This window comes from Nitrospira tepida, assembly GCF_947241125.1.
Lineage (GTDB): Bacteria > Nitrospirota > Nitrospiria > Nitrospirales > Nitrospiraceae > Nitrospira_G > Nitrospira_G tepida.
The window spans coordinates 891,185-915,770 of sequence record NZ_OX365700.1 but is presented as its reverse complement, the minus strand read 5'-3'; the positions used below and the strand labels follow the sequence as shown (position 1 = coordinate 915,770).

The 24,586-nt window shown below is 62.6% G+C and carries 20 protein-coding genes; 17 read left to right on the top strand and 3 right to left on the bottom strand.

The genetic code is table 11. From position 1 onward, the window contains the following. Positions 1–15: 15 nt before the first annotated feature. The 3 genes from QWI75_RS04335 (at position 16) to QWI75_RS04325 (ending at position 4,656) form a co-directional block, all read left to right on the top strand. Positions 16–1,599 (top strand): NADH-quinone oxidoreductase subunit M, encoded by a 1,584-nt coding sequence (locus tag QWI75_RS04335; RefSeq protein WP_289267465.1) that lies wholly within the window; start codon positions 16–18, stop codon positions 1,597–1,599. Next, a complete protein-coding gene (locus QWI75_RS04330) occupies positions 1,596–3,071 on the top strand; it encodes an NADH-quinone oxidoreductase subunit N (RefSeq protein WP_289267464.1) in 1,476 nt (491 codons plus the stop codon). The genes QWI75_RS04335 and QWI75_RS04330 overlap by 4 nt, the downstream gene beginning before the upstream one ends. A 139-nt stretch (positions 3,072–3,210) precedes the next feature. Next, positions 3,211–4,656, top strand: coding sequence for a hypothetical protein (locus QWI75_RS04325; protein WP_289267463.1), 1,446 nt, complete (start codon positions 3,211–3,213; stop codon positions 4,654–4,656). A 160-nt stretch (positions 4,657–4,816) separates the two neighbouring features. Here the strand turns inward: QWI75_RS04325 and QWI75_RS04320 are convergent, their stop codons facing one another. After that, positions 4,817–6,019 carry a site-2 protease family protein gene (locus tag QWI75_RS04320; protein WP_289267462.1) on the bottom strand — a complete coding sequence of 401 codons (1,203 nt, stop codon included), beginning with the start codon at positions 6,017–6,019 and terminating at the stop codon, positions 4,817–4,819. A gap of 149 nt (positions 6,020–6,168) precedes the next feature. Here QWI75_RS04320 and QWI75_RS04315 point away from each other — a divergent pair, with 149 nt between their 5' ends. The 8 genes from QWI75_RS04315 (at position 6,169) to QWI75_RS04280 (ending at position 13,572) form a co-directional block, all read left to right on the top strand. Further along, the gene (locus QWI75_RS04315; protein WP_289267461.1) at positions 6,169–6,894 is read left to right on the top strand and encodes a polysaccharide deacetylase family protein; all 726 of its coding nucleotides are present in this window, start codon (positions 6,169–6,171) and stop codon (positions 6,892–6,894) included. After that, positions 6,873–7,367 (top strand): GNAT family N-acetyltransferase, encoded by a 495-nt coding sequence (locus QWI75_RS04310; RefSeq protein ID WP_289267460.1) that lies wholly within the window; start codon positions 6,873–6,875, stop codon positions 7,365–7,367. Before QWI75_RS04315 ends, QWI75_RS04310 begins: the two co-directional genes overlap by 22 nt. A gap of 106 nt (positions 7,368–7,473) precedes the next feature. Further along, positions 7,474–7,872, top strand: coding sequence for a VOC family protein (locus tag QWI75_RS04305; RefSeq protein ID WP_289267459.1), 399 nt, complete (start codon positions 7,474–7,476; stop codon positions 7,870–7,872). Between the two features lie 262 nt (positions 7,873–8,134). Beyond that, entirely contained in the window at positions 8,135–9,004 is an 870-nt protein-coding gene (gene dapF / locus QWI75_RS04300) for a diaminopimelate epimerase (RefSeq protein WP_289267458.1), read from the top strand. Positions 9,005–9,097: 93 nt separating this feature from the next. Beyond that, positions 9,098–10,906, top strand: a complete 1,809-nt coding sequence (gene uvrC, locus QWI75_RS04295; protein ID WP_289267457.1) for an excinuclease ABC subunit UvrC — start codon at positions 9,098–9,100, stop codon at positions 10,904–10,906. Positions 10,907–11,513: 607 nt separating this feature from the next. Continuing rightward, positions 11,514–12,155 carry a hypothetical protein gene (locus QWI75_RS04290; RefSeq protein WP_289267456.1) on the top strand — a complete coding sequence of 214 codons (642 nt, stop codon included), beginning with the start codon at positions 11,514–11,516 and terminating at the stop codon, positions 12,153–12,155. A gap of 29 nt (positions 12,156–12,184) precedes the next feature. Next, positions 12,185–12,886, top strand: coding sequence for a hypothetical protein (locus QWI75_RS04285; RefSeq protein WP_289267455.1), 702 nt, complete (start codon positions 12,185–12,187; stop codon positions 12,884–12,886). A gap of 161 nt (positions 12,887–13,047) precedes the next feature. Continuing rightward, positions 13,048–13,572: a hypothetical protein gene (locus tag QWI75_RS04280; RefSeq protein ID WP_289267454.1), complete on the top strand. Its 525-nt coding sequence runs from the start codon at positions 13,048–13,050 to the stop codon at positions 13,570–13,572. A gap of 138 nt (positions 13,573–13,710) precedes the next feature. Here the strand turns inward: QWI75_RS04280 and QWI75_RS04275 are convergent, their stop codons facing one another. Beyond that, positions 13,711–14,697 carry a hypothetical protein gene (locus tag QWI75_RS04275; RefSeq protein ID WP_289267453.1) on the bottom strand — a complete coding sequence of 329 codons (987 nt, stop codon included), beginning with the start codon at positions 14,695–14,697 and terminating at the stop codon, positions 13,711–13,713. 9 nt (positions 14,698–14,706) lie between these two features. Further along, positions 14,707–15,477 carry a hypothetical protein gene (locus QWI75_RS04270; protein ID WP_289267452.1) on the bottom strand — a complete coding sequence of 257 codons (771 nt, stop codon included), beginning with the start codon at positions 15,475–15,477 and terminating at the stop codon, positions 14,707–14,709. A 255-nt stretch (positions 15,478–15,732) separates the two neighbouring features. On the opposite strand from QWI75_RS04270, the gene QWI75_RS04265 reads away from it, so the two are divergent. The 6 genes from QWI75_RS04265 (at position 15,733) to QWI75_RS04240 (ending at position 24,583) form a co-directional block, all read left to right on the top strand. Beyond that, the gene (locus QWI75_RS04265) at positions 15,733–16,197 is read left to right on the top strand and encodes a response regulator (protein WP_289267451.1); all 465 of its coding nucleotides are present in this window, start codon (positions 15,733–15,735) and stop codon (positions 16,195–16,197) included. 258 nt (positions 16,198–16,455) lie between these two features. Beyond that, positions 16,456–19,173, top strand: a complete 2,718-nt coding sequence (locus QWI75_RS04260) for a sensor histidine kinase (protein WP_289267450.1) — start codon at positions 16,456–16,458, stop codon at positions 19,171–19,173. Then, positions 19,166–19,846 carry a response regulator gene (locus QWI75_RS04255; RefSeq protein WP_289267449.1) on the top strand — a complete coding sequence of 227 codons (681 nt, stop codon included), beginning with the start codon at positions 19,166–19,168 and terminating at the stop codon, positions 19,844–19,846. Before QWI75_RS04260 ends, QWI75_RS04255 begins: the two co-directional genes overlap by 8 nt. A gap of 231 nt (positions 19,847–20,077) precedes the next feature. Continuing rightward, positions 20,078–20,593, top strand: coding sequence for a TIGR00645 family protein (locus tag QWI75_RS04250; protein WP_370693614.1), 516 nt, complete (start codon positions 20,078–20,080; stop codon positions 20,591–20,593). A 221-nt stretch (positions 20,594–20,814) separates the two neighbouring features. Next, positions 20,815–23,205: a membrane-associated sensor domain-containing protein gene (locus tag QWI75_RS04245; RefSeq protein WP_289267447.1), complete on the top strand. Its 2,391-nt coding sequence runs from the start codon at positions 20,815–20,817 to the stop codon at positions 23,203–23,205. Between the two features lie 58 nt (positions 23,206–23,263). Further along, positions 23,264–24,583 (top strand): OmpP1/FadL family transporter, encoded by a 1,320-nt coding sequence (locus tag QWI75_RS04240; protein WP_289267446.1) that lies wholly within the window; start codon positions 23,264–23,266, stop codon positions 24,581–24,583. Positions 24,584–24,586 lie beyond the last annotated feature (3 nt).

Here is a 24,586-nt window from a genome sequence, read left to right as displayed (position 1 = left end):
GAGGTTCAAGGACGCATGACAAGTATCCCCTGGCTGACTCTCTTGATCTTCTTCCCCGTCGCGGGGGCGCTTGCGCTTGCCTTCGCGCGGGAACAGTCGCTGAGACAGACGGCGCTCGCCGTGACGATCCTGGAATTTCTGTTCTCGCTCCCCGTCTGGTTCGGCTTCGATCCCGCGGCGACCGGCATGCAGTTGGTCGAGGAGGCCGTCTGGATTCCATCACCGCCGATCGTCTACCGGCTCGGCATCGACGGCATCAGTCTCCCGCTAGTCCTGATGACCACGTTTCTGATGCCCTTCTGCGTGCTGATTTCCTGGCAGGCGATCCAGACGCGGGTGAAGAGCTTCATGATCACGCTGCTCCTGATGGAAGCGGCCACGGTCGGCGTGTTCCTCGCGCTGGATTTCGTGCTGTTCTACGTGTTTTGGGAGGCGATGCTCATTCCCATGTACCTCCTGATCGGAGTTTGGGGAGGGCCGAACCGCCTCTACGCGGCCATCAAGTTCTTCCTCTACACGCTGGCCGGCAGCTTTCTGCTCCTGATCGCGATTCTGGTGCTGTATTTTCAGGGGGGTCACACCTTCGATATCCTCGCGCTGACGCGCCTGCACCTGAACCCGAACTTGCAGACCTGGCTGTTTCTCGCCTTCTTCGCCGCCTTCGCGGTGAAGGTGCCGATGTTCCCCTTCCACACCTGGTTGCCCGACGCGCACGTGGAGGCGCCGACGGCCGGGAGCGTCATCCTGGCGAGCATCCTGCTCAAGATGGGGACCTACGGTTTCCTGCGGTTCAGCCTCCCGATGCTGCCGGACGCCAGCGAGCGGTTCGCGCCGGCCATGATCCTGCTGTCGGTGATCGCGATTATCTATGGCGCCTACATGGCCCTGGCCCAGGCCGACCTGAAGAAACTGATCGCCTATTCGAGCGTGAGTCACATGGGCTTCGTCACGTTGGGCATCTTCACCTTTACGCAGCAAGGAATCGAAGGGGCCGTCATGCAGATGGTGAACCACGGCATCACCACCGGCGGACTCTTTCTCTGCGTCGGCGCCATCTATGAACGGACACACAGCCGGATGATCGTCGACAACACCGGTCTGGCCGGACCGATGCCCCGCTACGCCACGTTTCTGGTGATCTTCGCCCTGTCCTCGCTCGGGCTGCCCGGCACCAACAGTTTCGTGGGCGAGTTCTTGGTGCTGGCCGGGACGTTCCTGATCAGCAAGATCATCACGGCGATCGCCGCGCTCGGGGTGATCCTCGCCGCCGCCTATCTCCTCTGGATGGTACAGCGGGTGGTGTTCGGCACGCCTCCGGGAAGCGGCCACCTGTCGGACCTGGGCCTGCGCGAGATGGCGACCTTCGTCCCGTTGATCGTGCTCGTGTTTTGGCTCGGCTTCTTTCCGAACGTCCTCTTGAGCCCCATGCACAGCTCCGTGACCCACCTCCTGGAATTCGGCGGCGACACTTCGGGGGACAGCGATGCGCCGCCGGCCCACGCGGACCGGCCTGGGCGCGCCCCGGAGCGTACTCCGGACAGCGCCGAGCGTAAGAAATCCGCTCAGCTCGCTTTGCCGGCCTTGGAGGAGCCCCGATGATGCCCTCGGTCGCGGATCTGCTCGGCGTGCTCCCGGAATTGATTGTCGTGGCGGCGGCCTGCCTGGTCCTCGTGCTGGACCCGATCACCGCGCCTTCGCGCAAGGACACGCTGGCTTGGCTGAGCCTGGCGGCCCTGGCCGTCTGCTGCGGCATCACGGCGGCCCACTTGGAGGGACGCACGCTGCTGTTCAGCAACCTCGTCATCATCGACGCTTACGGAGGCTTCTGGAAGCTGTTGCTCTATGTGGTGACGGGCCTCACCATCCTGCTCTCCCTTGCCTATATGAAGGAAGAGCGTCTTGTCCTGGGCGAATACCACGGGTTTCTCCTCCTTTCGTTGTTGGGCATGATGGTCATGGTCTCGGCCAACGACCTCCTGACCATTTACCTGGGCACGGAGCTGATGTCCCTCTCGCTGTACATCCTGGCCGGAACCAAGCGATACGAAGCCCGCTCGCTCGAAGCCAGCGCGAAGTACTTCGTCCTGGGCGCCTTCTCATCCGGCATTCTCCTCTATGGCATCTCGCTGCTCTTCGGCGTGACCGGGAGCACTAAGTTGGATGCGATCGCCTCTGGCATCGCCCAAACCGGGCTCGACAACCCCATGTTGCTGTTCGCCATGGTGTTGCTCGTCGTCGGATTCGGCTTCAAGCTTGCCGTCGTGCCGTTCCACATGTGGACGCCCGACGTCTATGAAGGTTCGCCGACGAGCGTCACCGCCTTTATGGCGGTGGCTTCGAAGGCGGCCAGTTTCGCGGCCTTCCTGCGCGTGTTCCTGGAAGGTCTGCCCGGCCTCAAGGGAGACTGGTCGGGCCTCCTGATCGCAGTCTGCCTTGCCACGCTGCTGATCGGCAACCTGGTTGCGATCGTGCAGACCAATATGAAGCGCATGCTGGCCTATTCCAGCATCGCCCATGCGGGCTATGCCTTGATCGGCGTGGTGGCGGCCGGCTCCAGCCGGTCATCCGAGGCCGCGCAGGGCCTCTCCAGCGTGATGTTCTATCTGGCGGTCTATTCCTTCATGACGCTCGGCGCGTTTGCGATGGTCGCGCTGCTCCGCCGGAACGGGCTTGAAAGCGAGGAGATCGAATCCTTTACCGGATTGGCCAAGCGCCAACCGCTGGCGGCGCTGCTCATGCTGGTGTTCATGATCTCCCTGGCGGGCATTCCGCCCACCGCCGGGTTCATCGGCAAGTTCTATCTCTTTATGGCGGCGGTCCACAGCGGCCTGACCTGGCTCGCGGTCGCCGCGGTGATCTTTGCCGCGATCTCGGCCTATTACTACCTCCGGGTCGTGATGGTGATGTACATGCGCGAACCGGACCCGCAGACCGCCGCGGTGTCGATGGTGACGCCTTCCCCGGCGCTCACGATCGTCCTGGTCAGCGCGATCGTCGGAGTCATTCTGTTCGGCCTGTTCCCCGGTCCCTTGATCTCGCTCACCACATCTTCTTTGCTTCCTCTTCCTTAATATCCTCATCCTCAGAGCGTCTTTCCCCTGTGGCGAATCGGCGCGCGGGTTTTGGCGTTTTTCTAGGCGGTCCTTTGATCCCGCGATACAATGGCTCCGCCTTTCCCGACTACCTCGTGACCGGAACCGCTGACGCGACATGGAACGAGAAACGATCGCCATGGCCGGAGCCCTCGCGGGGTTCATCGCGGCGGTCCTGACCATCATCGAGCGCTTGATCGGCTGGACCGAGCGGGCCGCCGCAGCCAAGGCCAGGGCGCTCGAACAGGCCGGTGAGGACACTCCCCTCCGGTCCTCCGCCAAATCCGAGGAAGACGAACCGTCCGACCGCTTCTGGACGATCCAGTGGCCTGCCTGGTTGGGGCCGGCTCCCGCCTATCTCGTGCCGTCCGAATTGGCGTTGATCTTCGGCGCCGGCATCCTCTTGAACTATGTGGGGTTGCTGCTCAGCCTGCGGCTGGAGAGCATCCTGTTCTTCGACATGGTGGGCACGGCGTTCGCGGCCATCCTGCTCGGCCCCTGGTGGGGCGCCGGGGTGGCGCTGCTCACCAATTCACTGGTCAACTGGCTGCTCTATCCGCAGGATGATCCCGATCTCCTGATCTTTCCCTGGTCGCTGGTCAATATGACCGGCGCCCTGGTGTGGGGATCCTTGGCCCGCACCGATCAGTTCCGGACCTACCTGAGGACCGGCCATGCGTCGGTCCTGTCCCATCTGCAATTCCTGTTGACCTTCGGCCTGCTGGGGGCCTGCGTGATGAGCGTCCCCGGTACGGTCGTGCAGTCGGTGGTCGATCAGACTTCCGGGATCGCGCTCAACGCCATGTTGCTCAGCACGCTCCAGGAAGGCGTGGCCCTCTGGAGGGACGCCCTCTCGTACCAATTCGATTCACTGGTGGGAAGCACGGCGGTCCAGCGCTGGGGGGACGGGCTGTTGAGCTGGCTCCAAACCTGCCTGCTCTATATCCCGGACAAGGTGGTCAGCGCCGCCGTGGCCTTGATTCTGGTCAAGCGAGGCTTTCCGATGTTCGAACAGGAACTCGCGCTGGGCCGAGACGAAGAGGGACCGCCGAAGGACAACCGGGTGGCGCCGCTGGTGTTGGCGCTCTTCTATGCTCCGTCCTTCGCCATTTTAGTCTCGTCCGAAACGTACCTGGGACACGACTATTGGCCCCTCTGGTCGGCTCCTTGGGTGGTCATCCTCGCCGGGTACTTCCACGCGCGCGCCCGCGGCCCAGCCGAAGAGCAGGTCCGGGCGGCGCGGGCCGCCCGCGCCGGCCGGTATCGCGCCGAGCTGTCGCCGATCCATGAACAGCCGACCTTTCATTTCTGCCAGCGCCTCCTGTTCGGCCTCTTGATCGCCAGCGCGATCTTCGTCCTGTTCATGCCGCTGATCCTGGCGGATTATTCCACGGTGGCATTCAACTTTTTTTGCGTCATCTACGGCGCGATCCTCTGCCTCACGCTCATCCGCGTGAGCATCGCACAGAACCTCGCGCTGCTCTATGGGGCCAAGGCGGACAGCCGGGACGATTCGGCGGGAATTGCGGCCAGACGGGGGAAGCGGCGGGCCAGCGCCGCATAGCAACGGACGACCATCGTGATTCGTCAATCGTCGATCGGGAAGGTGCTCAAGGCCTGGTACGGCATTCCCTCTTCCCGGACGACTGACGGATGACGCTTGACGCATGACGACAGTTTGGGACGCGGCGATCACCAGGCTGGCAGCCTTCCTGAACATCCCGCTAGGCGGCTTGCGGGGGATCAACCGTGGATGAAGACCGGCCCTGCGTGCGCAGATTCAGATAACGCCACACGGCCGAGCGGGTGAGCACGCCGACGATCCGTCCATCCTGCCTGACGATCAGCCGATCAAGACTTGCCATTCCCATCTGTTCCAGCGCGTGAAGGGCGCTGGCGCCGGCCGCAATCTCCATTTCCGCGCTCCAGGGCCGCATCACATTCCGGACCTCCCGCCAGGGCCAGAGGGTTTGAGGAAGGCGCTGCAGGTCCTGCACGGTCACCATGCCGACCAACCGATCCTGCTCCATCACCGGGAATCCTGAAAACCCGTGCGGCAGGAAATAGCCCTTCACGGCCGATTCAATGGTGAGGGCTGCGGGCACCGAAATCACCGATGGCGTCACCAACTCGGACACCGTGACGCGCGCCAGAGTTTCGCGGAAGACGGCCTGCTGGCGCGTGCCCTTGGCGGTCGCAAACAGGAACAGGCCGATCATCGCCACCCACATGCCGGTGGTGATCAGCGAGGCTTCCAACAGGTGCAGGCCCGCGCCGAGCATGAGCGACCCGCCCAGGCAGCTCAGCAGCACCCCGAAGGCAAGGCCCGCAACAGCGGACCGCCTGGTCGCGGCGTAAAAATCCTTGGACCAGGCCCAGAGTCCCGCGCGCAGGGCTCGTCCCCCGTCCAGCGGGAACCCGGGGATGAGGTTGAACAGGCCGATCTGGAGGTTCACGGTACCGAGGAGCCAGCCGAGCACCGTGAGGCCGTGCAGGTCCGGACGGAGCCCGGCCAGATCGTTCACGATGCCGAATCCGAGACAGGCCGCGCCCAAGCCGAAACTGACGATCGGCCCGGCGATGGCGATGAGGAACTCCGCCTTCGGAGTCGGCGGTTCCTTCTTCATGTGCGCGACGCCGCCGAACACAAAGAGCGTGATCTGGCCGATCGGCACATGATAGCGCAACGCCACCCAACAATGCCCCAACTCATGCAGCAGCACCGACAGGAACAACAGCAGAGCCGCCATGCCTCCCATGGCCCAATAGCGAGGGCCTGATTGGCCGGGAAGCGCCGCCGGCAGGTAGGCCGTCGCCAAGGTCCAAGTGACGAACGCAAACACCAACAACCAGGAGACGTGGATGACGATCGGAATCCCGAAGATCCGGCCGATCTGCCACCCCTGTCCGCTGGTAAACTGAAACATGCGTCCTGTTCTCCTGAAACCGATTCGACGGATGCGACCTTTTCAATCAACCTAGCAGGCGCCGAAAGGACCAGTCAACCGATTCAATGGCTCCTTGCGACTTGCGCCGACAGATGCCGTGGATCGTGGCTTCAGGTATACTCCCGCTGATGCAATCCGCCAACTGGTATCGTATCGGCCTTGTTATCCTGCTGATCCTCACAGGCGTGTCAGCGTCGGCGCACCCGATCCATGCGGGCCAATCAGACGTCATCACCTCCGGGCCTCCTTCCTGCCGGAGCATTGCGCTGACGTTCGACCTCTGCCCGGTGCGCGCCAAGCCCGGTTTTGACGCAGCCCTGATCGATTACCTCAAGGCCCGGGAGATTCCGGCGACCTTCTTCGTGTCCGGCCGTTGGGCCGAGCAACACCAGGAGGACGTACGCGCGCTTCAGGCCGTGCCGTTTTTCGAGATCGGCACCCACGGCGAGGACCATGCCCATCTCCCGTTATTGGATGAACCGGGGCAACAAGCGGAAATCTCCCGCGCCGTGTCGTTGATGCGCTCCCGTTATCACCTCTCCGCCGGCCTGTTCCGCCCTCCCTACGGAGAGTATGACGACGTCACAGTGCGGGTTGTGAAATCGCTGGGACTTCAGTTCATCCTGTGGAACCTCGTCTCCGGCGATCCTGATCCCACGCTCCCGGCCGATGCCATCCTCGACCGGGTGGCGCGGCGGCTCCGCCCAGGCAGCATCGTCGTGTTCCATGCCAACGGCAAGGGCAAACACACCCGCGAAGTGATCCAAGCCTTGGACGAGACGGTCCTGCCCCGCGCGCAACTGCGCGCCGTGACCGTCACGGAGCTGCTGACATGCCGGAAGCCGACCCCATAGATCGATCCCGCGTCAGGCCGTTCGCCGAGCAGGACCGGCAGGCTGTGCTCGACATTCTCCTGACCTCCGATCCCTGGAAACGGCTGGGCTACGAAGCGGAGGACTGGGACACTTATTTCTCCGTCCTCTCCCAAGGCCGCGAGGGCTACGTGCTGGAGATCGACGGGAGGGTGGCGGGCTTTGCCGTGCTGCGGCCCCGCTTTCTATTCGGCGACTATCTCGAACTGTTCGCCGTCGCAGGCTGGGCGCGGGGGCGTCAGCTCGGCGGCCAGCTCCTTACCCACCTTGAGTCAATCACCTTCGCGCGGGGCACCAACCTGTTCGCCTGCGTGTCGGACTTCAACCTGAGCGCGAGGCAGTTCTACAAGAAACATGGCTACCAGGAGGTCGGCGCCATCAAAGATTTTCTGATTCCGGGCAGCGCGGAAATCCTGGTGCGCAAGACGGTGGGACCGGCGCGGACAGCCACGTAATGCGTCAACCGTCATGCGTCAAACGTGAGGATGGGGCATCGAGGCGCGTTGATCTTCTTGCGATTGACGGCTGACGAGTGACGAATGACGGCATGGAGACAGCGCGATGAAGGTTAAGAAGCTATTACACACCCGCATGCGGGTGAGCGACATGGACGAAACCATTTCGTTTTATACCAAGGTCCTGGGCCTGGAGGTGATGGAGCGCAAGGTCTCGCCCCGCGGGTCTCACCTGGCCTTCTTGAAGGTTCCCAACAGCGAGGAATTGATCGAACTCTGCAGCTTCCCTCCGAGCGGACCGGTGACCGTGCAGGAGGACCTGGTCCATCTGGCCTTCCAGGTCGAAAACCTTGACGACACGATCGCCTCGCTCAATGCCATGGGCATTCCCATCACCGACGGGCCGACGCGCACCTCCTCCGGAAGCCGCTTCATCTTCATCAATGCGCCGGACGGCTATGAGGTCGAGTTGATCGAGCGGCCGCCGGGCGTCGCGCTGGTGTAACGCCTCGTCAAGCGTCAGCCGTCACTCGTCATTCGTGAAGCGTCATTCGCTATCAGTCAAGCGTCGGCTTAACAGCAATTCCCCAGATTGATAGGGTTGCCATCCTTACCATCAACGCGGTACCTTCTCCACTCGATTGACGATTGACCTTTGACGATTGACGCCTTCCCCCGTTACGATCTCCTCCTTTCCCAAGTACTTTCTCTCCTCCGATTGACGGGTGACGCTTGACGATTGACGCTTTTTGACAAGGAGCGGACAGATGAAGAACGGCTTTTTCCGTGGTCATGGGTTGGGCAACGACTATCTGGTGATGGATCCCAAGGAACTCGGCTTTAAGCTGACGCCGAAGGCCATCCGCGCCATCTGCGACCGGCATTGGGGACTCGGCAGCGACGGCATCCTGGTGCTGGCCCCGTCGAAGAAAGCCGATTTCGGCCTAAGGATTTTCAATCCGGACGGCAGCGAAGCTGAAAAATCCGGCAATGGCCTCCGCATTTTCGCCCGGTACCTCCACGCCACGCAGAAGACACGCAAGACTCGATTCACGGTCGAAACCATCGGCGGCCTGGTGACCTGTACCCTGCACGTGGACCGGAACGGCGATGCCGCCTCCGTCACCGTCGAGATGGGCCGGGCGACCTTCGCGCCCGGCGCCCTTCCCTGCTCGTTGGCGGTGGAGGAGCTAGTCGATCAGCCGATCGAGGCGGCCGGACAACGCCTCCACTTCACGGGAGTCAGCGTTGGGAATCCCCACTGCGTGGTCTTCAAACCGGCCGGTGAGCAATGGAGCCGCGAGGAGTTGCTGGCGCTTGGACCGGCGCTGGAGAATCACGCCTTGTTTCCACGACGAACTAACGTGCAGCTCGCCGTGCCGACCGGCCAACGCGAGATCTTCATCCTGATCTGGGAGCGCGGCGCCGGCGAGACGCAGGCCTCCGGCTCGTCCTCCTGCGCCGCGGCCAGCGCGGGCGTGAAGCTAGGACTCGTTCAGAGCCCCGTGACCGTGAATATGCCCGGCGGCACGCTGCACATCGACGTCGACAAGGAGTTTAATCTGACCATGAAGGGGCCCGTCGCGGAGGTCGCGCGAGGAACGCTCAGTCCCTCATTTGTGCGTGGGCTCAAGTAGAGCCGCCGTCAACCGTCACTCGTCACACGTCAACCGGAAGAAATGGACGCTCTGTTCCTGTTATTCTTACGGTTGACGAATGACGGTTGACGTATGACGACCGACGTCCTGCAATCCAAACTCGACCACCTGCCGGCTCAGCCCGGGGTCTACCTGTTCAAAAACGCCAGGGGGGATATCCTCTACATCGGCAAGGCCGCCGTGCTGGCCCACCGCGTCCGGTCTTATTTTCAGCGAAGCGGCGACCACAACCCGAAGACCGCCCTGCTGGTCGATCAGGTGGCGGACCTTGAAACCATCGTCACCCGATCGGAGCTGGAAGCGCTGATCCTTGAGAGCAACCTGATCAAGCGGCATCGTCCGCGCTTCAACGTCGTCCTGCGCGACGACAAACAGTACCCCTACCTGCGGTTGCCGATCAAAGAGGACTTTCCGCGCTTCTCGATCGTCCGTCGCGTCCAGAAGGACGGCGCGCTCTATTACGGCCCCTACACGCCCGCCGGGGCGCTCCGCGAAACCTTGAAAATCATCAAGCGGGCCTTTCCGCTGGCGACCTGCAAGATCGACATCGACGGAACCGCAGAGCGGGCCTGCATCGAGTTCGAGATCAAACGTTGCATGGCGCCCTGCACGGGCAACCAGACCAAAGAGGACTATCACAAGATCGTGAAGCAGGTCCGGCAGTTTCTGGAAGGCCGGGACCGCGAACTCCTGGACGACCTGCGGGCTCAGATGGAGGCGGCAGCCGAGCGGGAGGAATTCGAGGAGGCCGCCAGGCTCCGCGACCGGCTGTTGAAGATTCAACGGACGCTGGAGAAGCAACGAATCACCCAAATCGCCTCCGTGGATCAGGACGTGATCGGACTGGCGCGGCGCGGCGCGGCGGTGGACCTGCAACTGCTCTTCGTGCGGGGAGGCCTGCTGATCGGCCGCAAGGACTTTTACTGGCCGACCGGCGCCAACACGCCCGATGAAGAGCTGGTGGTCTCGACCATCGAGCAGTTCTACAACAAGGACGGCCAGCCTCCCAAGGAGCTGCTGATTCCCTGCCCCCTGCCGGAGGCCGCCCTCTTTGAGACCTGGCTCTCCGAGAAAAAAGGAGACACGGTCCGCATCGTGGCGCCGGAACGAGGGACGAAGCACCAGCTTGTTCAGTTGGCGGAAGAAAACGCGCTGGCGGCCCTGGTCGAGCATCTGCGGGATGAGGAAACCGACCGGCAGGCCACCGCCGAGCTGAAGCGATTGCTCCGGCTGGAGGAGATCCCCAACCGGATCGAAGGGTTCGACATCTCCAACATCCTCGGCGACCAGTCCGTCGGGTCGATGGTGGTCTGGGAGCAGGGCGAGATGAAAAAATCGGACTACCGCAAGTTCCGGATCAAGACAGTGCAGGGCGCCAACGACTTTGCCAGCATTCAAGAAGTCGTCATGCGCCGGTATGGCCAGGCGGAGGAGCTGCCGCAACCGGACCTGATCCTGATCGACGGCGGGCTCGGCCAATTGGCCGCCGCCATCGACGGGCTCAGGCAGGTCGGCCTGTCTCGATTACCGATCATCGGGCTCGCCAAAGCGCGCGGCGACAAGGAAGAGCGCATCTTCCTCCCTGGCCGCAAGAACCCGATCATTCTGCACCCGACCTCGCCCGCCACCCATCTGGTCCAGCGTATCAGGGACGAAGCCCATCGCTTTGCCGTCAAATACCACCGGACGCTCCGCAGCAAGGCTTTGACCTCGTCGAAGCTTGATCAGGTCATCGGTATCGGCGAGATCACGCGCAAGCGGCTGCTCGAGCAGTTCGGCAGCGCAGAAGCGGTCACGCAGGCATCGGACGAAGAATTGCGCGAAGCCGGTCTCGCATCCAAGACCGTGGAGGCGCTCAGGCAGGCGGCGAAAGAGTCCTGACCGCCGGCTCACCCGCCTTTCCTTGGTTGCACCCCGGTTCCATCGACGGCGCCCATTCTTCCGCTTCTGCTGATCCTCCCGCCAATAGTTTTGATTGACGCTGCCCTTCCTCCGGCATAACATCGCTTCTCCATCATGCCGGCGACCACCTGCCAAATCTCATGTTATCCGGTACAGAAAGATACGGTCGGTATCCAATTGGATACAGTGACCGGAGCGCGGCAAGCGCTTTGGTCATTGTCCGTCGTGATCAGACCGCCGAACCAAGCCGTCTCCTCCGCCATTTCCGATCCCGCGCCCATAGCCCCATTGGCACAGGCCTTGCTGATCTTGAAGGGAGGACTCCACCACAAAGTGGGCTGCCCTATCGGACGGCGGTCGCGCAGAGAGGACAGTCGCGCCGGTTCAATCGAAGCTATCGGCCCAAAGCCCTGGAGGTGTTTTTCTCCGGCCGCCAAGAGCAATCTATTGGGCGGCCGGTTCAACCAAAAGCTGGTATGAAAAAAGACAAAGAGAACCACTGGATGGATTTCTCCGGCGCCGTCATATTGCGATAAAGCGCAACAGAGCCGCCGGTTCTAGCAAAGCTTGGTATGGAGGGATAACCATGACATCGACTCGTCTCTTCGCGGCCGGCCTGCTCTTGGGCCTGCTTTCCGGCTGCGCAACGCCGCCCGAGGTGAAACAGGCCCTGATTGCCAAGGACCAGGCCTATCAACAGAACGCGCAACTGATGGAGCAATACCGCGAGCTGCTGGAGAGTGTGAACCACCGGTTCGCCCACTGGCAGAAACTGATCGAAACCAGGCTCAAACTCAGCCTGGCCCTGAAATGGGCCACCACCGATCCGTTTCCGTCCGACGCGGCCGAGAAGCAGCAGCTCCGCGCGGAAACAGCCGCCAATGAGTTGGGGCCTGACGTCGTCAAGCTGATCAACGAGGTGCGGTTGGCCGAGTTGCCGGCTCGGTCCGGCCCGAATAATCAGCCCATCTTCACAAAAGGGAACGGTACGATGAGCGGTCTCGTGCAGGCCTTGCCCGGGTTGGTCGCGCTGATCGACGCCTCGGTCGAGAAGAGTTACCTGGCCGAAGTTCGCCCCCTCGACACCGGTGCCTATGACGACTACCGGACCAACATCGCAGCGCTTCGCCGCATCAACGCCACGGTCAAGGAATACCTGGACATCGACGTGACCGTGAAACCAGAAGACATCAGGCAACTGGCCGAAGCCGTCAAGGCGACTCGTTGAGCAGGCCGATCATGAGAAGGGAGACTGCCATGCCGAAACGACCCGTCACCATCGTCAGCGCGCTTGCGGTCTTGGCCCTGGCCACCGGCTGTTCGGCCATTCATAGCGGAGCCGTCCGGGACCTCATTCACAAAGAAGGGGCCACGATCGATCGGGCCCAGACCAACATCGCCCTATTCGAAAAGCAGACCGACGAGCGGATTGACTACCTCAAGAAGGCCATTGAGGAGCTCAACAAAGCAGGCAAGGAGCTCCAAAAGGTCGAAGCGCTCCACCACGTGGTGTTTTCGTCCTATCAGAATATCGAAAAGAAGCGCGGCCAGGACGCCCATTCGGCCACCTATCTGCTCGGCACGCTGTACCTGGCTCAGTACGAGGGCCTCCAGAAGCGGGTGAACGACCAATTTCACGAGGACTTTTGCGCCCTCCAGGAGGTGGCAGCCGGGCTCGGCGATTCCTGGAAAGCCTTGGCCACGCTCCACCAGCAACTCCGCCGCTATGCGGACCAATCCGTGTTCGCTTCCGTGGATCCGCAGCTTATAGCCGCATTGGCGGAACAGGCGCCCGGTTCTTCCGACCATATCGCCCGGGTATTGCAAACTTCCCGCAGCGTGAACGATGCCCTGGACGAGGCGCTGAACTTTTCATTCCTGCGCGGACGGACGCTCGAATCCACGCGCTCCTTGACCATGGATCTGGTCGAGTTGCTGGAGCGCGTCAAGAAAGATTGACGGAGCCGAGCGAAGAGCCGGCGGATCAAGCGAAGGTTGGTTTGAAGCAAAGCGAAGAGAATCACTGGATGTGTTTCTCCGGCGGCGGCAACGAAGAAGGGCTTCGCCCGATGAGCCGCCGGCTCAACCGAAGGTTGGTATGTTGGTACGGGGGGATTGCCATGAGCATTACTCGTTCGCTGGAAGGCGTGGTCAACTTCATGAGGGGCAACGACAAGCTGATCAAAGAGGTCATGGAAACCGGCGAAGGCGCGCTGACCGAATTGCAGAAGCTCGCCAACCGGCTCGAAGTCTCCCGCACCGATACGGAGGACTTGATCAAGACTCTCGGGCAGGCCAAATTCGCCATCGACAAGGACCAGGACATCCGGGCGACCCAGGAGAAGATCCTGCAAGAGATCGGGGAGAACGGGAAGAAGATCATGCTGTTCAGCGATGAGCCTGAACTCGTCGGCCTCTTTCACAGTCACCGGGCCAAGCTGTATCTCGCGATGGCGAACACCTACGACACGACGGTGCAGAAGGTGATCTCGTTCAGCGAGGCGGAGGTGGAGGAGCTGAAGCGCCTCTTGGAGCGCGCGATGCTGGACACGGCTTCAAAAAAGCGCAAGGCGGCCTTGCTGGACGGCGCGATCGCGATGACGAAGATTGCGCTCAAGGTGGGCCTGAAGCTGGCCGCTGCCTGATTCGAATGCCGTCAGGCGTCAACCGTCATAGGTCAATCGTCCGGCGAGAGGAGAGCCGGTGCTCGGTGTCGAGTACCTCCCAGATTGACGGGTGACGAATCACGATTGTCGCCCCTTCGTCCCGCCGTGGATAGGTCGCTATTCCACGCGGATGACCGGCCCGACGGCCAACCAAGCAGTGGGGCCCAGGGCCGCCGGATGCGGGAGGTGGGCCACATACCAGAACAGGATATCCTGCTCCTGAACCCCCTCATGATCTTGATCGAAGGCGAGTTCTCCGCGCGCCCCGAACAGCCAGGGGAGGTCTTCGTCGGCCCTGGCCCGCCTGATCGACACATCGCGATCTGAAAACTCGTCGCGCACGCCGTCATCCTTGATCGGCTCATAGCCGTATCCGGGAATCACCCACACGCCTCGGCCGGTCGGATAGTCCCGCACGAACCAGACCCGGTTGGTGGCCGTCTGTTTGAACGTATTCACCTCGTTCGTATACTTGTGCCACCCAGGTCCCCAGCCTTCGTCCGGCGCCCCTTCGTTGCGGACGAACACCTGATCCAGACCGCGGCCGGCCACGTCGAAATCCAGCCTCCAATAGGGATGGTGCACGTGATTGGTGACGCAGGACAGGCCCCGGCTCTGCACGACCGGATGGATTTCGCCGTCCGCCGAGAGATACCAGGCCTGATAGATGTGGTATTCCCCGATCCGCGCATAGAGCCCGAGTTCGAGCCACTTCAGGCCCTCGATAGTATGTTCCCTCGTACAAACCTTCTTGCCGTTGCAAGAGGTGATGGGAATGCTGTTGGTCCAGGAGAGGCGATCTTGGAACGGTCCGCAGCGGCCGGTTTCCTCGCGGGACCCGAACCAGGAAAAGGGATTCCACCAGACCCGTTCCTTGTCATATTTGACGCGCAGGACCGGCATGCTGGCCTTGCCAAGGATGAGATCGTTCTTGTAGGTCACGTGACGGAGCGCCAACCCCGTATTGCCTTTGACTTCCCAGTCGAGGGACCAGGACTCCCAGTCGATGTGTCCGCCCGAAGGCTCCGCCCAGGCCCGAGCGCCGAGCAGCAACGAGACCCCGATCACCGCGCCGACCATGATGCCGACCGCCGTCCGTTTCATGAGCTCACCTTAGTGTGATGGTTCTTCCCTGGCCTTCAGAACCTTGCGCGCGCTCAGATCGACCAGCGCCCCATAGAGCGGGCGCCCCTCCAAGCCTTTGGAAAAGGTCACCCAGATCACCCGATGGCCTTGCCCCGCATCGTCCCACAGCCACCCGCGCGCCGGCTGAGTCAGGATGCCATGTCCGTCCAACCCCTCCAGCTTGCCTTCCAATCGCCGATCCTGGCGAGCCAAGGACACCGCCTCCGCCACCTCCTCCTGGGTCTCCGGAGGTTGATAGCCCGGACGCGGCGTGACGGCGATCACTCGATCTCCCCGCAGCCAGACCTCCACGCTGGTATCCGTCCCATAGCTGTAAAAAACAAGCCGGCTTGGATGGCTGGGAGCGGGACAGCACCCGGACCTCGGTGATGTCGTCTCGACCTGATCGGCCTCCACCAATCGGAACCGGTCGCCCAATGCCGCCTGAACCCGAGGATCGGCCAACGCCGCGGTCTGGAGTTTGCTGACGGCCTGCTCATCGGGAGCGACACCGGATGCTCCGGCGGCAAGCAGACCCGGATGACTGCTTCCGCGCGGCAACATCAGATCTCCCTGACCCGCGTCGTCGAACTGCAGGAGATGGACCGGTGGAACCACCGCAGGCAACGAAGTCTTGGTGACCGGCGTTTCCGGATCATCGGGGCCGAACGGCCCTAGTGACCGCTCGCTGGCACATCCCACTGTACAAACCACTAGCACAATGGTTATAATCCCGCCCGCATTTCTCGGCTTCATCATCGGTCTTCCCGTCCTTATCGATCGTCTCGGTGTCGGCGGCTTGGCAGAAACTGGTTCCGCAGCTTAGGGACTTACTGCGCAAGAGTCAAACCGGATTCTGAGCTTAGCCCTATCTGAATAGGACCATTTTCCTTCGTCGTCCACCACCCTCTTTCCCTACGTGATCGCCTGAACAGGTGGTACAGTTACGTTATCGTGTTGAACCTGGCTGATGGAACCATCCCCCGGTCCAGGCCGTGAAGGGGAGATCACGCTATGCCTTCCGTCTTGATCGTCGATGATCTGGAGCCGCTGCGCAGTTTGATCCGTTTTTCGCTGGAACGGGAAGGATTTCAGGTATCCGAGGCCTCGAACGGCCGGGAGGCGCTGGAGCGTTACCGGACCGCGCCGGCTGACATCGTGCTGCTCGACCTGTCTATGCCGGAATGTGACGGTCCGACCACGCTCCGCCGGTTCAAGCAGGAATTTCCGCAGACCCGGTCTCGTTTCATCCTCCTCTCGGGCGATCCCGGCCGCGCAGAGCCGGCCCACTCCCCTCACCTGAACGGCGCCAACGGGTTTCATTGCACCATTGCCAAGCCGTTCGAACTGGACACATTCGTCGATCTCGTGCGGCGGGAATATGCGGCCAAGGTGGCAGACGATGCGGGTCTCATCTCCGACCTGACCTCAAACACCGCGGCCGGCTCGTTCGGCCCCCCTCTTTCCCTCACATCCTAGTGTTGCGTCAGAAATGGCTTTGCACCCGTTCGTGCTGAGCCTGTCGAAGCACGAACCGAAGCCGTCGGAACCACACGCCCTTCGACGAGCTCAGGGCGAACGTGAAATGTCAAGAAGCGTTAGACGCACGACACTAGGGCCACATTTCCCTGGCGATCTTGACGGCTGATTCCCGTATAGTCCAAGCTCCCACCTGCCCAACCAGGCGTCGGCAAGACGCCGGGGAGGAAACCGCGCGCCTTTGCAAGGGAGAACATCATGGCCCCTTCCCAGTCAGTGGACGATCCTCTCCTAACCGAGGTCTTCCAGCTCCGCCTGCGCGTCACCGAGTTGGAACGGCAGTTGTCGCAATCGCCGGCCTGCGACGTCTTGAATCGGTACCGGGCTCTGTTCCTCCAATCGGTCGAGGCCATGGTCTTTCTCGATGATCAGGGCCGATACGCGGAACAGAATCCCGCCCATGCCGGCCTGCTCGAATATACCGATGAGGATCTGTACGGCCACACGCCCGCGCTTGCTATGGGGCAACCCGCCTATGCCGCCATCGGCCGGCAACTGGCGGCGAACGGCATGTTCCGGGGCGAGATCGTGGCCCGGACCAAGACCGGGCGCGCCCTCTCCCTCGACATCTCGATGTTCGCCATCGCCGACCGGAACGGCGCCGTGGCCGGCACGGTCGGCATATTCCGTGACCTCACCGGACAACGGACAACGCAGGACGACCAGCGCCGATTCGTCCAGCAGGTCATGGAGGTCGTCCCGGACCTTATCTCGATCGTCGGCCCGGATTACCGCTACCGGCGGGTAAATCCCATGTATCTGCGTGCGCACGGCATGCCGGAAGATCGGATTCTCGGCGCCCATGTGGCCGACATCCTCGGCCAAGACACCTTTAGGAACCTGGTCAAGCCCCAGCTCGACCGATGTTTCAAGGGGGAAGAGGTGGCCGACGACGCATGGTTCACCTTCCGAGCGATCGACCCCAAATATATGGCGGTGCGCTATTCCCCCCTCAGGGGTCCGGACGGAACCGTCGAGGCGGCGGCCGTCATCGCGCGGGATATGACGGCGGCCAGGGAGGCGGAGGAGGAACTCCGCCGGGCAAACCGCGAACTTGAAGCTCGGATGTTCGAGCGCACCAAGAGTCTGGAGACCGCCAACGCCGCCCTCCGCCTCAGCGAGGAACGGTTTCGGACCCTCTATGAAGACACGCCCTCGATGTACTTCACCGTGGACCAAACCGGGTCCGTCCTCTCGGTCAATCGCTTCGGCGCCCGCCAACTGGGATTCGAGCCGCATGAGCTGATCGGCTCTTCCGTTCTCCAGGTCTTTCCCGAGGACCAACAGGGCCCTGCCGGCAACGCGCTGGAGCGGGCGTTTCAGGCTCCGCACGAGATCCATCATTGGAAACTCCGAAAGATCCGCAAAGACGGTACGGAACTCTGGGTCGAGGAAACGGTGCGCGTCATCAAGAATGCCGACGGTTCTCCCGTCGCTTTGATCGACTGCCGGGACGTGACTGAATTCGAACAGGCGGAGGCGGAACGGCGGCGCGCCGAGGAACAATTGCGGAACACGACCGACCAACTCGAAACGCTGGTCCGGCTCTCTCCCCTGGCCATCGTGAGCCTGAATGAGCAGGGCCAGGTCATCCGATGGAATCCCGCGGCGGAACGGATATTCGGATGGTCGGAGCAGGAGGTGCTGGGACGCGAGCTTCCATATGTGCCGTCCGGCATGGAACAGGAGGCCGATGCCATGTGGGAGAGGGGCCTCGCGGGACTCGTTCAACCTGGCATCGAACTGCGCCGGCAACGCAAGGACGGCCGCCTGATCGACATCAGCCTGTGGCCCGCCATCTCCCGGGATCAGAACGGCCGGATCACGAGCATTTTCGGCATCCTCGAAGAAATTACGTCGCGCAAAGAGGCGGAAGCCTCCCTGCGCAAACAACGGGCCTTCCTCCGCCAGGTCATCGATTTGAGTCCCAATTTTGTCCTGGCCAAGGATCGGAACGGGCGGTTCACCCTGGCCAACCAGGCGGTGGCCGACGCCTATGGGACCACGGTCGAAGCCCTGGTCGGCAAGACGGATGCGGATTTCAGCATCAACCGGAAGGAGCTGGCGCACTTTCGGGATATGGATTTGCGCGTCTTCGACACCGGAGCGGAGATCTTCATTCGAGAGGAACCCCTCACCGATTCAACGGGCAAGGTCCGCTGGTTGCAGACCGTGAAACGACCCCTCACCAACGAGCAGGGGGTGGCGGATCAGGTCCTTGTGATCGCCACCGACATCACCGAGCGCAGAGCCGGCGAACAGGCGCTGCGCCGGAGCGAAGAGCATCTTCGTCTCGCCTTGGAAGAACGCGAGCGCCTGAGCCAGGATCTGCATGACGGCATCCTGCAATCCCTCTACGGCGTCGGTTTGGGGCTCGATACGGCCGGCCGGCTCATGGACGCCGCGCCGCGCAAGGCCAAGCGGGAGTTTGCCCATTCCATCTCGCAGCTCAACCGCACGATCGAAGAGGTGCGCAGTTTCATCACCGGGTTGCACTTCGATTCGTTGGAGGGTGATCGGTTCAAGGAGGCGCTCAGGTCGGTGATCGGCGTCTACGGCAGTTCCTGCCAGACCCAGTTTGTGGTACAGGTCTCTCCCAAGGCGGTGGCGCCGCTCACGCAGCAGCAACGCTTGCATCTTCTGAATCTGGCTCGCGAAGCGGTCAGCAATTCGATCCGGCACGGGCGGGCCCGCGAAGTGCGCGTCCGTCTGCGCCGGTATCGCGGCGGGGTCCGCCTTGAGATCGGGGACAACGGATCGGGGTTCGATCCGGCGACGGTCAAGCCCTCCGGCTTCGGCCTGAACAATATGACGGCGCGCGCCGCAAGGATGGGGGGCCGATTCCTCGTGCAGTCGCGCGTGGGGCGAGGGACCACGGTTGTGATCGAACTGCCCCAGGGAGGCTCGCATGAGTAAGGCCAAGCCGCGCGCCATCTCCGTGCTGGTCGTCGACGATCACGAGGTGGTCCTGGCCGGCATTCGCAGCGTGCTCCAATTGGTGCCGGATATCCGGATGGTCGGCGCCTCGGACACCGCCGGAAGGGGTCTGGCCGAAGCCGCCCGCCTGAAGCCGGACGTCGTCCTGCTCGACATCCGACTGCCGGACCGCAGCGGCATCGACATCTGCCGGGATATCCTGTCGGCCTGCCCTGAGACGCGCGTGCTGTTTCTCACGAGCTACGCGGACGAAGACACGGTGCGCGCCGCCGTCCTGGCGGGCGCGCACGGCTACGTGCTGAAGGACATCCGCACCAGCACGCTCGTCGATACGATCCGGGCCGTCGCCTCGGGAGAATCGCTGCTCGACCCCACGGTGGCCAAGAAAACCCTGTCGTGGCTGCGCAATCTCGCCGCGAAACATGCCACCTCGAAAGCCCGTCGCTTGTCCCCTCAGGAAGAGCGCATTCTCCCGCTCATCGCCCAAGGAAAGACGAACAAGGAAATCGCGCTCGCCATGCACCTGAGCGAGAAGACCGTGAAAAATTATCTCGCGAACATGTACGACAAACTCGGCATCACGCGGCGCTCCCAGGCCGCCGCCTTCTACGTCGAGCAGGGACGCAACGGGCTCGGGTCATTCACCGAGTGACGCAGCCTGGACCGGCGACCCCGAGTCGCCCGTTCAGAAATGCGCATTGACAGAGACGGGCGAGATGGCTACGATACGCCCGGTTCGTCGATTGCGCGTCTGTCTTGCGCGAAGACCAAGGCTCCCGCCGTCCCGTTGATTTCCACGTTGATCCATCCGTGAGGCGTTTGGTTGGCTGACTCGCACCACGACCACGGGCACCCGGTACAACCCCGTCTCCATGCCGCCGCCGTGCCGCGAGTCGAGCAGGCGTTTGAGACCGTCGTCTTCGCCAGCCGCTGGATTCAGGCTCCGCTGTACGGCGGCCTGATCGTCGCGGAACTGCTTTACGCCTACAAGTTCCTGGTCGAACTCTGGGAGATGGTGCATCACATCGGAGACATCTCCGAGACCGTCTTCATGCTCGGCGTGCTGTCCCTGATCGACATCACCATGGTCGCCAATTTGCTGACCATGGTCGTGATCGGCGGCTACGCCACCTTCGTCAGCAAGCTGGATCTCGATGGCCATCCGGACCGGCCGGACTGGCTCAGCCACGTCGACCCGGGCACGATCAAGGTCAAGCTCGCCGCTTCGCTGATCGGCATTTCGAGCATCCACCTGCTGAAAGCCTTCGTCAACGTGAGCAACGTGCCGCCGGAACACATTCAATGGCAGATCCTGATCCACATGACATTTCTCGGATCGGCCATTCTGTTGGCATGGACCGACAAGCTCATGCAACGGGACCGCAAGCACGGGTCCTAGCCGACGTCCGTCGCGCGGTCCCGGCGGCCATGCAAAGGCGCCAACCGTCAATGGCCAACCGTCAACCGTAGGAGATCCTCCTGCGCGTGACGAATGACGTGTCTCCAGGGATCGGGCTCGTATCCATGGCTGTCCCCGCATCCCGACCAGAATTCCTCCGGCTGCTCGGCGTGGGATGACCGACCAAGCCTCGTGGCAGCCGCCACCGATGAGGACCACCCATGACCACCCCCACACATAGCCTTCAGCCGGCAACCGCCTCTCGTCCTCCCGATCCCAGCCATCCCCGCCAGTCGCGCGACCGCCGCGAGACGATTCACGGGGAACAGATCCGGCTGTTGTTCGCCAACGCCCCCTTCGCGCTGCTGATCTCCTCGTTGAACGCCTTGATTCTCGTGCTGGTGCAGCGCCACGTCGTCGCGCCCCGCATCCTGCTGGCATGGGTCGGATATATGCTGGTGGTGATCGTCGGGCGGCTGGCCCTCGTGTACGCCTTCTTGCATCGTTCGGAATCCCGCCACGATCTCCGCCGTTGGGAGCGGTGGTTTCTTACGGGCACGCTGCTCGGGGGATTGGGATGGGGCGCGACCGGGATATGGATGATTCCGTCGAATTCCCACGCTCACCAGGTCTTTATCCCCTTCCTGCTGGCCGGCACCATCGCCGGAGCCGTGATCGCCCTCTCGCCCAGACGGGAAGCGTTTCTCTGTTTCGCCGTGCCGACGCTGGGCCCGCTGGTCTGGACGCTGTTTGCCGAGGGCGAACCGTTCTCGATCGCCATCGGCTCCATGACCGGCCTCTTCGCCGCCCTGTCCATCGCCATCGCCGAACGGATGTACCGCACCATCACCGCCTCACTCGAGCTGCGGTTCGATAACCAAACCTTGATCACGGATCTGCGGAGGCAGGTCGAGCAACGGCGCCAGGCTGAGGAGGCGCTCCATCAGGCCTACGGCGATCTGGATCGACGGGTCCAGGAACGGACCGCGGAACTGGCCCACGCCAACGAGGCGCTGCGGGCCGAGGTGTTCGAACGCCAGAAGATCGCGCTGGCGCTCCAGGAGAGCGTCGAACGGTTCAACCGGGCGGTGCTGGGATCGCGGGAAGGCATCTGGGACGTCCGCTGGACGTCGCCGGATTGGTTCCATCCGGATCAGCCCATCTATTATTCGCCGCGGTTCACCGAGCTTTTAGGCTATGCCATGGACGAATTCCCCGGCGTCATGGACAGCTGGATGTCCCGCATCCATCCCGACGATGCAGGCCGCGTGTTCAGCGCCCTCCGCCGCCACCTGGAGGAGCGGGCGCGCTTCGATATCGAGTTCCGCATGTTCACCAAGGGTGGAGACTGCCGGTGGTTTGCCGCGCGAGGCCAGGCGATCTGGGATGAATCGGGCACGCCGGTCCACATGTCCGGCTCCCTGCTCGACGTCACGGAGCACAAGACGCTCGAAGAGCAACTGTTGCAGGCCCAAAAGCTGGAGGCGGTGGGCCGGCTGGCGGCGGGAGTGGCGCACGACTTCAACAACCTGCTCACGCCTATCCTGGGCTACGCGGAGGTGTTGCTGACCAAAGCGCCGCCCGACAGCCTCGAAGCCAAGCGCCTCCTGGATATCAGGCGCGCCGCCCTGCACGGCGCCACGCTCGTCCGCCAGCTCCTGGCCTTCGGCCGCAAACAACCGGTCACCCCGACCGTGTTGGATCTCAACCGGCAGATTCGCGAGAGCGAGGACCTGCTCCGGCGGACGCTGGGAGAGGATATCGAGCTGTTGCTTGATCTCACCCCCGACCTCAAGCCGGTCAAGCTCGACCCGACTCAGTTGCAGCAGGTCATTCTTAATCTGGCGGCCAACGCGCGCGACGCCATGCCGGACGGCGGCTGCCTGACCTTCGCGACGGCCAGCCTGTTGCTGAACGAGGACCAGGCCGAACTGCCGCCGGGGCACTATGTCTGCCTCACCGTCACCGATACGGGCGCCGGGATGGGTCCCGATGTCCTGCAACGCGCCTTCGAACCGTTCTTCACCACCAAGGAAGTGGGGCAGGGATCGGGTTTGGGCTTATCCGTGGTCGAAGGGATCGTATCGCAGGCCGGCGGCAAGATCAGCATCACCAGCCAAGTGGACATCGGAACCTCGTTTCATATCCTGCTCCCCGAAGCCCATTCGCCGACCCAGGCCCCGATCGACCTTCACGCGCATCCGGATCAGGCCACCGGCACCATTCTGCTCGTGGAAGATGATCCGGTGGTGCGGGAATATGCCGGCACGCTGTTGCAGGAACTCGGCTACCAGGTGCTGATCGCCTGCCATGGACAGGAGGCATTGGCGATCGCCCAGCAGCATGACGGGGACATCCACGCGGTGATGACGGACGTGGTCATGCCCGGTATGAGCGGCCCCGAACTGGCCGGCCGGCTGGTCAAGATTCGCCCGATGCTGCGGGTCCTGTATGTCTCCGGCTATCAGGAAGACCGGTTGATCCGGCACAACGCCACGACGCCGGTCGGTTTGATTCTCGCAAAACCTTTTACTCGTCAGGAACTCACCGGTAAACTGCGCGAATTGTTGCTTGATGCCTCCTCCCCTTCCAAGGGCTCGAACCAGAGTTAGCCCACGCTGATCGAATGGATCGATCTCGGAATCACTTTCGACAAAGGACATCAGACATATGAGGACGCGCCCGATCTCGCAGGCGCGGCTGCCGGTCCTCGGCCGGATGCCGCTTGCCTTGCTCGCACTGTGGATGGTGATGGGAACGCCGCAGGCCGCCGATGCGGTCAACGGCCTGAACCTCATTGGATCGGGAGGCTGGTCTTCTGCCCTCGCCGGCGCCGACACCGCCATCGCCCTGGACTTTACGACGATGAATACCAACCCGGCGGGCATGAGTCGGATCACCGAATGGACGGCGGGCTTGTCGTTCGGCACGATCAAGCCGAACAGCCGATTTCAGAATGTCGCGAACAACGTCGAGGGCAGCGACGATGCGCTGCTGTTCACCAACTTCGGGTATATCAAGGCGCTGGCTGGCACACCGATCTCCCTAGGAATCGGATTTTTCACGACGGGTGGCATCGCCACCGATTTCAGAGGGCTCCGCACCCCCTTCGCGCTCGATGATCGAACGGGCAGCCAACTGCGCCATTACAAGGTTACGCCGTCCGTGTCCATCCAACTCACGGACAGCCTGTCGATCGGCGCGTCGATCGGGCTCTCCTATGCCGACGCGGCGTTGACGGTCTTGCCCAACACCCCGACCGGGTTTGCCATCGAAGGGTCCTGCACCCACCACAGCGGCTTGGCCCCTCCCGGCGGCACCTGCGCCTACGCGCTCGGGATTACCCCCAAGTTCGGGATCATGTACCAGGTCACCGACCGTCTCACCCTCGGCCTGGCCTACACGATGGGAACGAATCTCCCGCTTCGCAACGGGCGCGGAACCCAAAACCTAGGCCCGCTCGGAACCGCCAGCTTCGATGTCAAGGCGACGGGGCTGAAATGGGCGGACGACCTGTCCGTCGGGCTCTCGTACCGTCCCACCGACGCGCTGCTGCTGGCGTTGAAATTTCAGTGGATCAATTGGGACGGCGCCCTCAACAACATCGTCATCGACTTCACGAACGGGAGCAACCCGTTGGCCCCGACCAGCCAGGCGGTCGTGCCGTTCAATTGGCGCGACCAGTACGTGACCGCCCTCGGCGCCGCCTACGACCTCACCACGTCCCTGAATCTTCATGGCGGTTACAATTTCGGGAACAATCCCACCCGTTCGACCTCATTGGACCCGACCACCGCCAACATCACCGAGCACCATTTCGTGGGCGGCCTGTTGTATCGGATCACACCCTCCCTCTGGTTGGATTCGAACTTCACCTATGTCCTCGCCGGCACGCAAACCTACAACAGCCCCCTTTACGGGCCCAATACCACCAGCCGCGTGGGCGGGTATGAGTTGATCTTTACGCTCGGGTATTGGCCCAAGAGCTGAGCG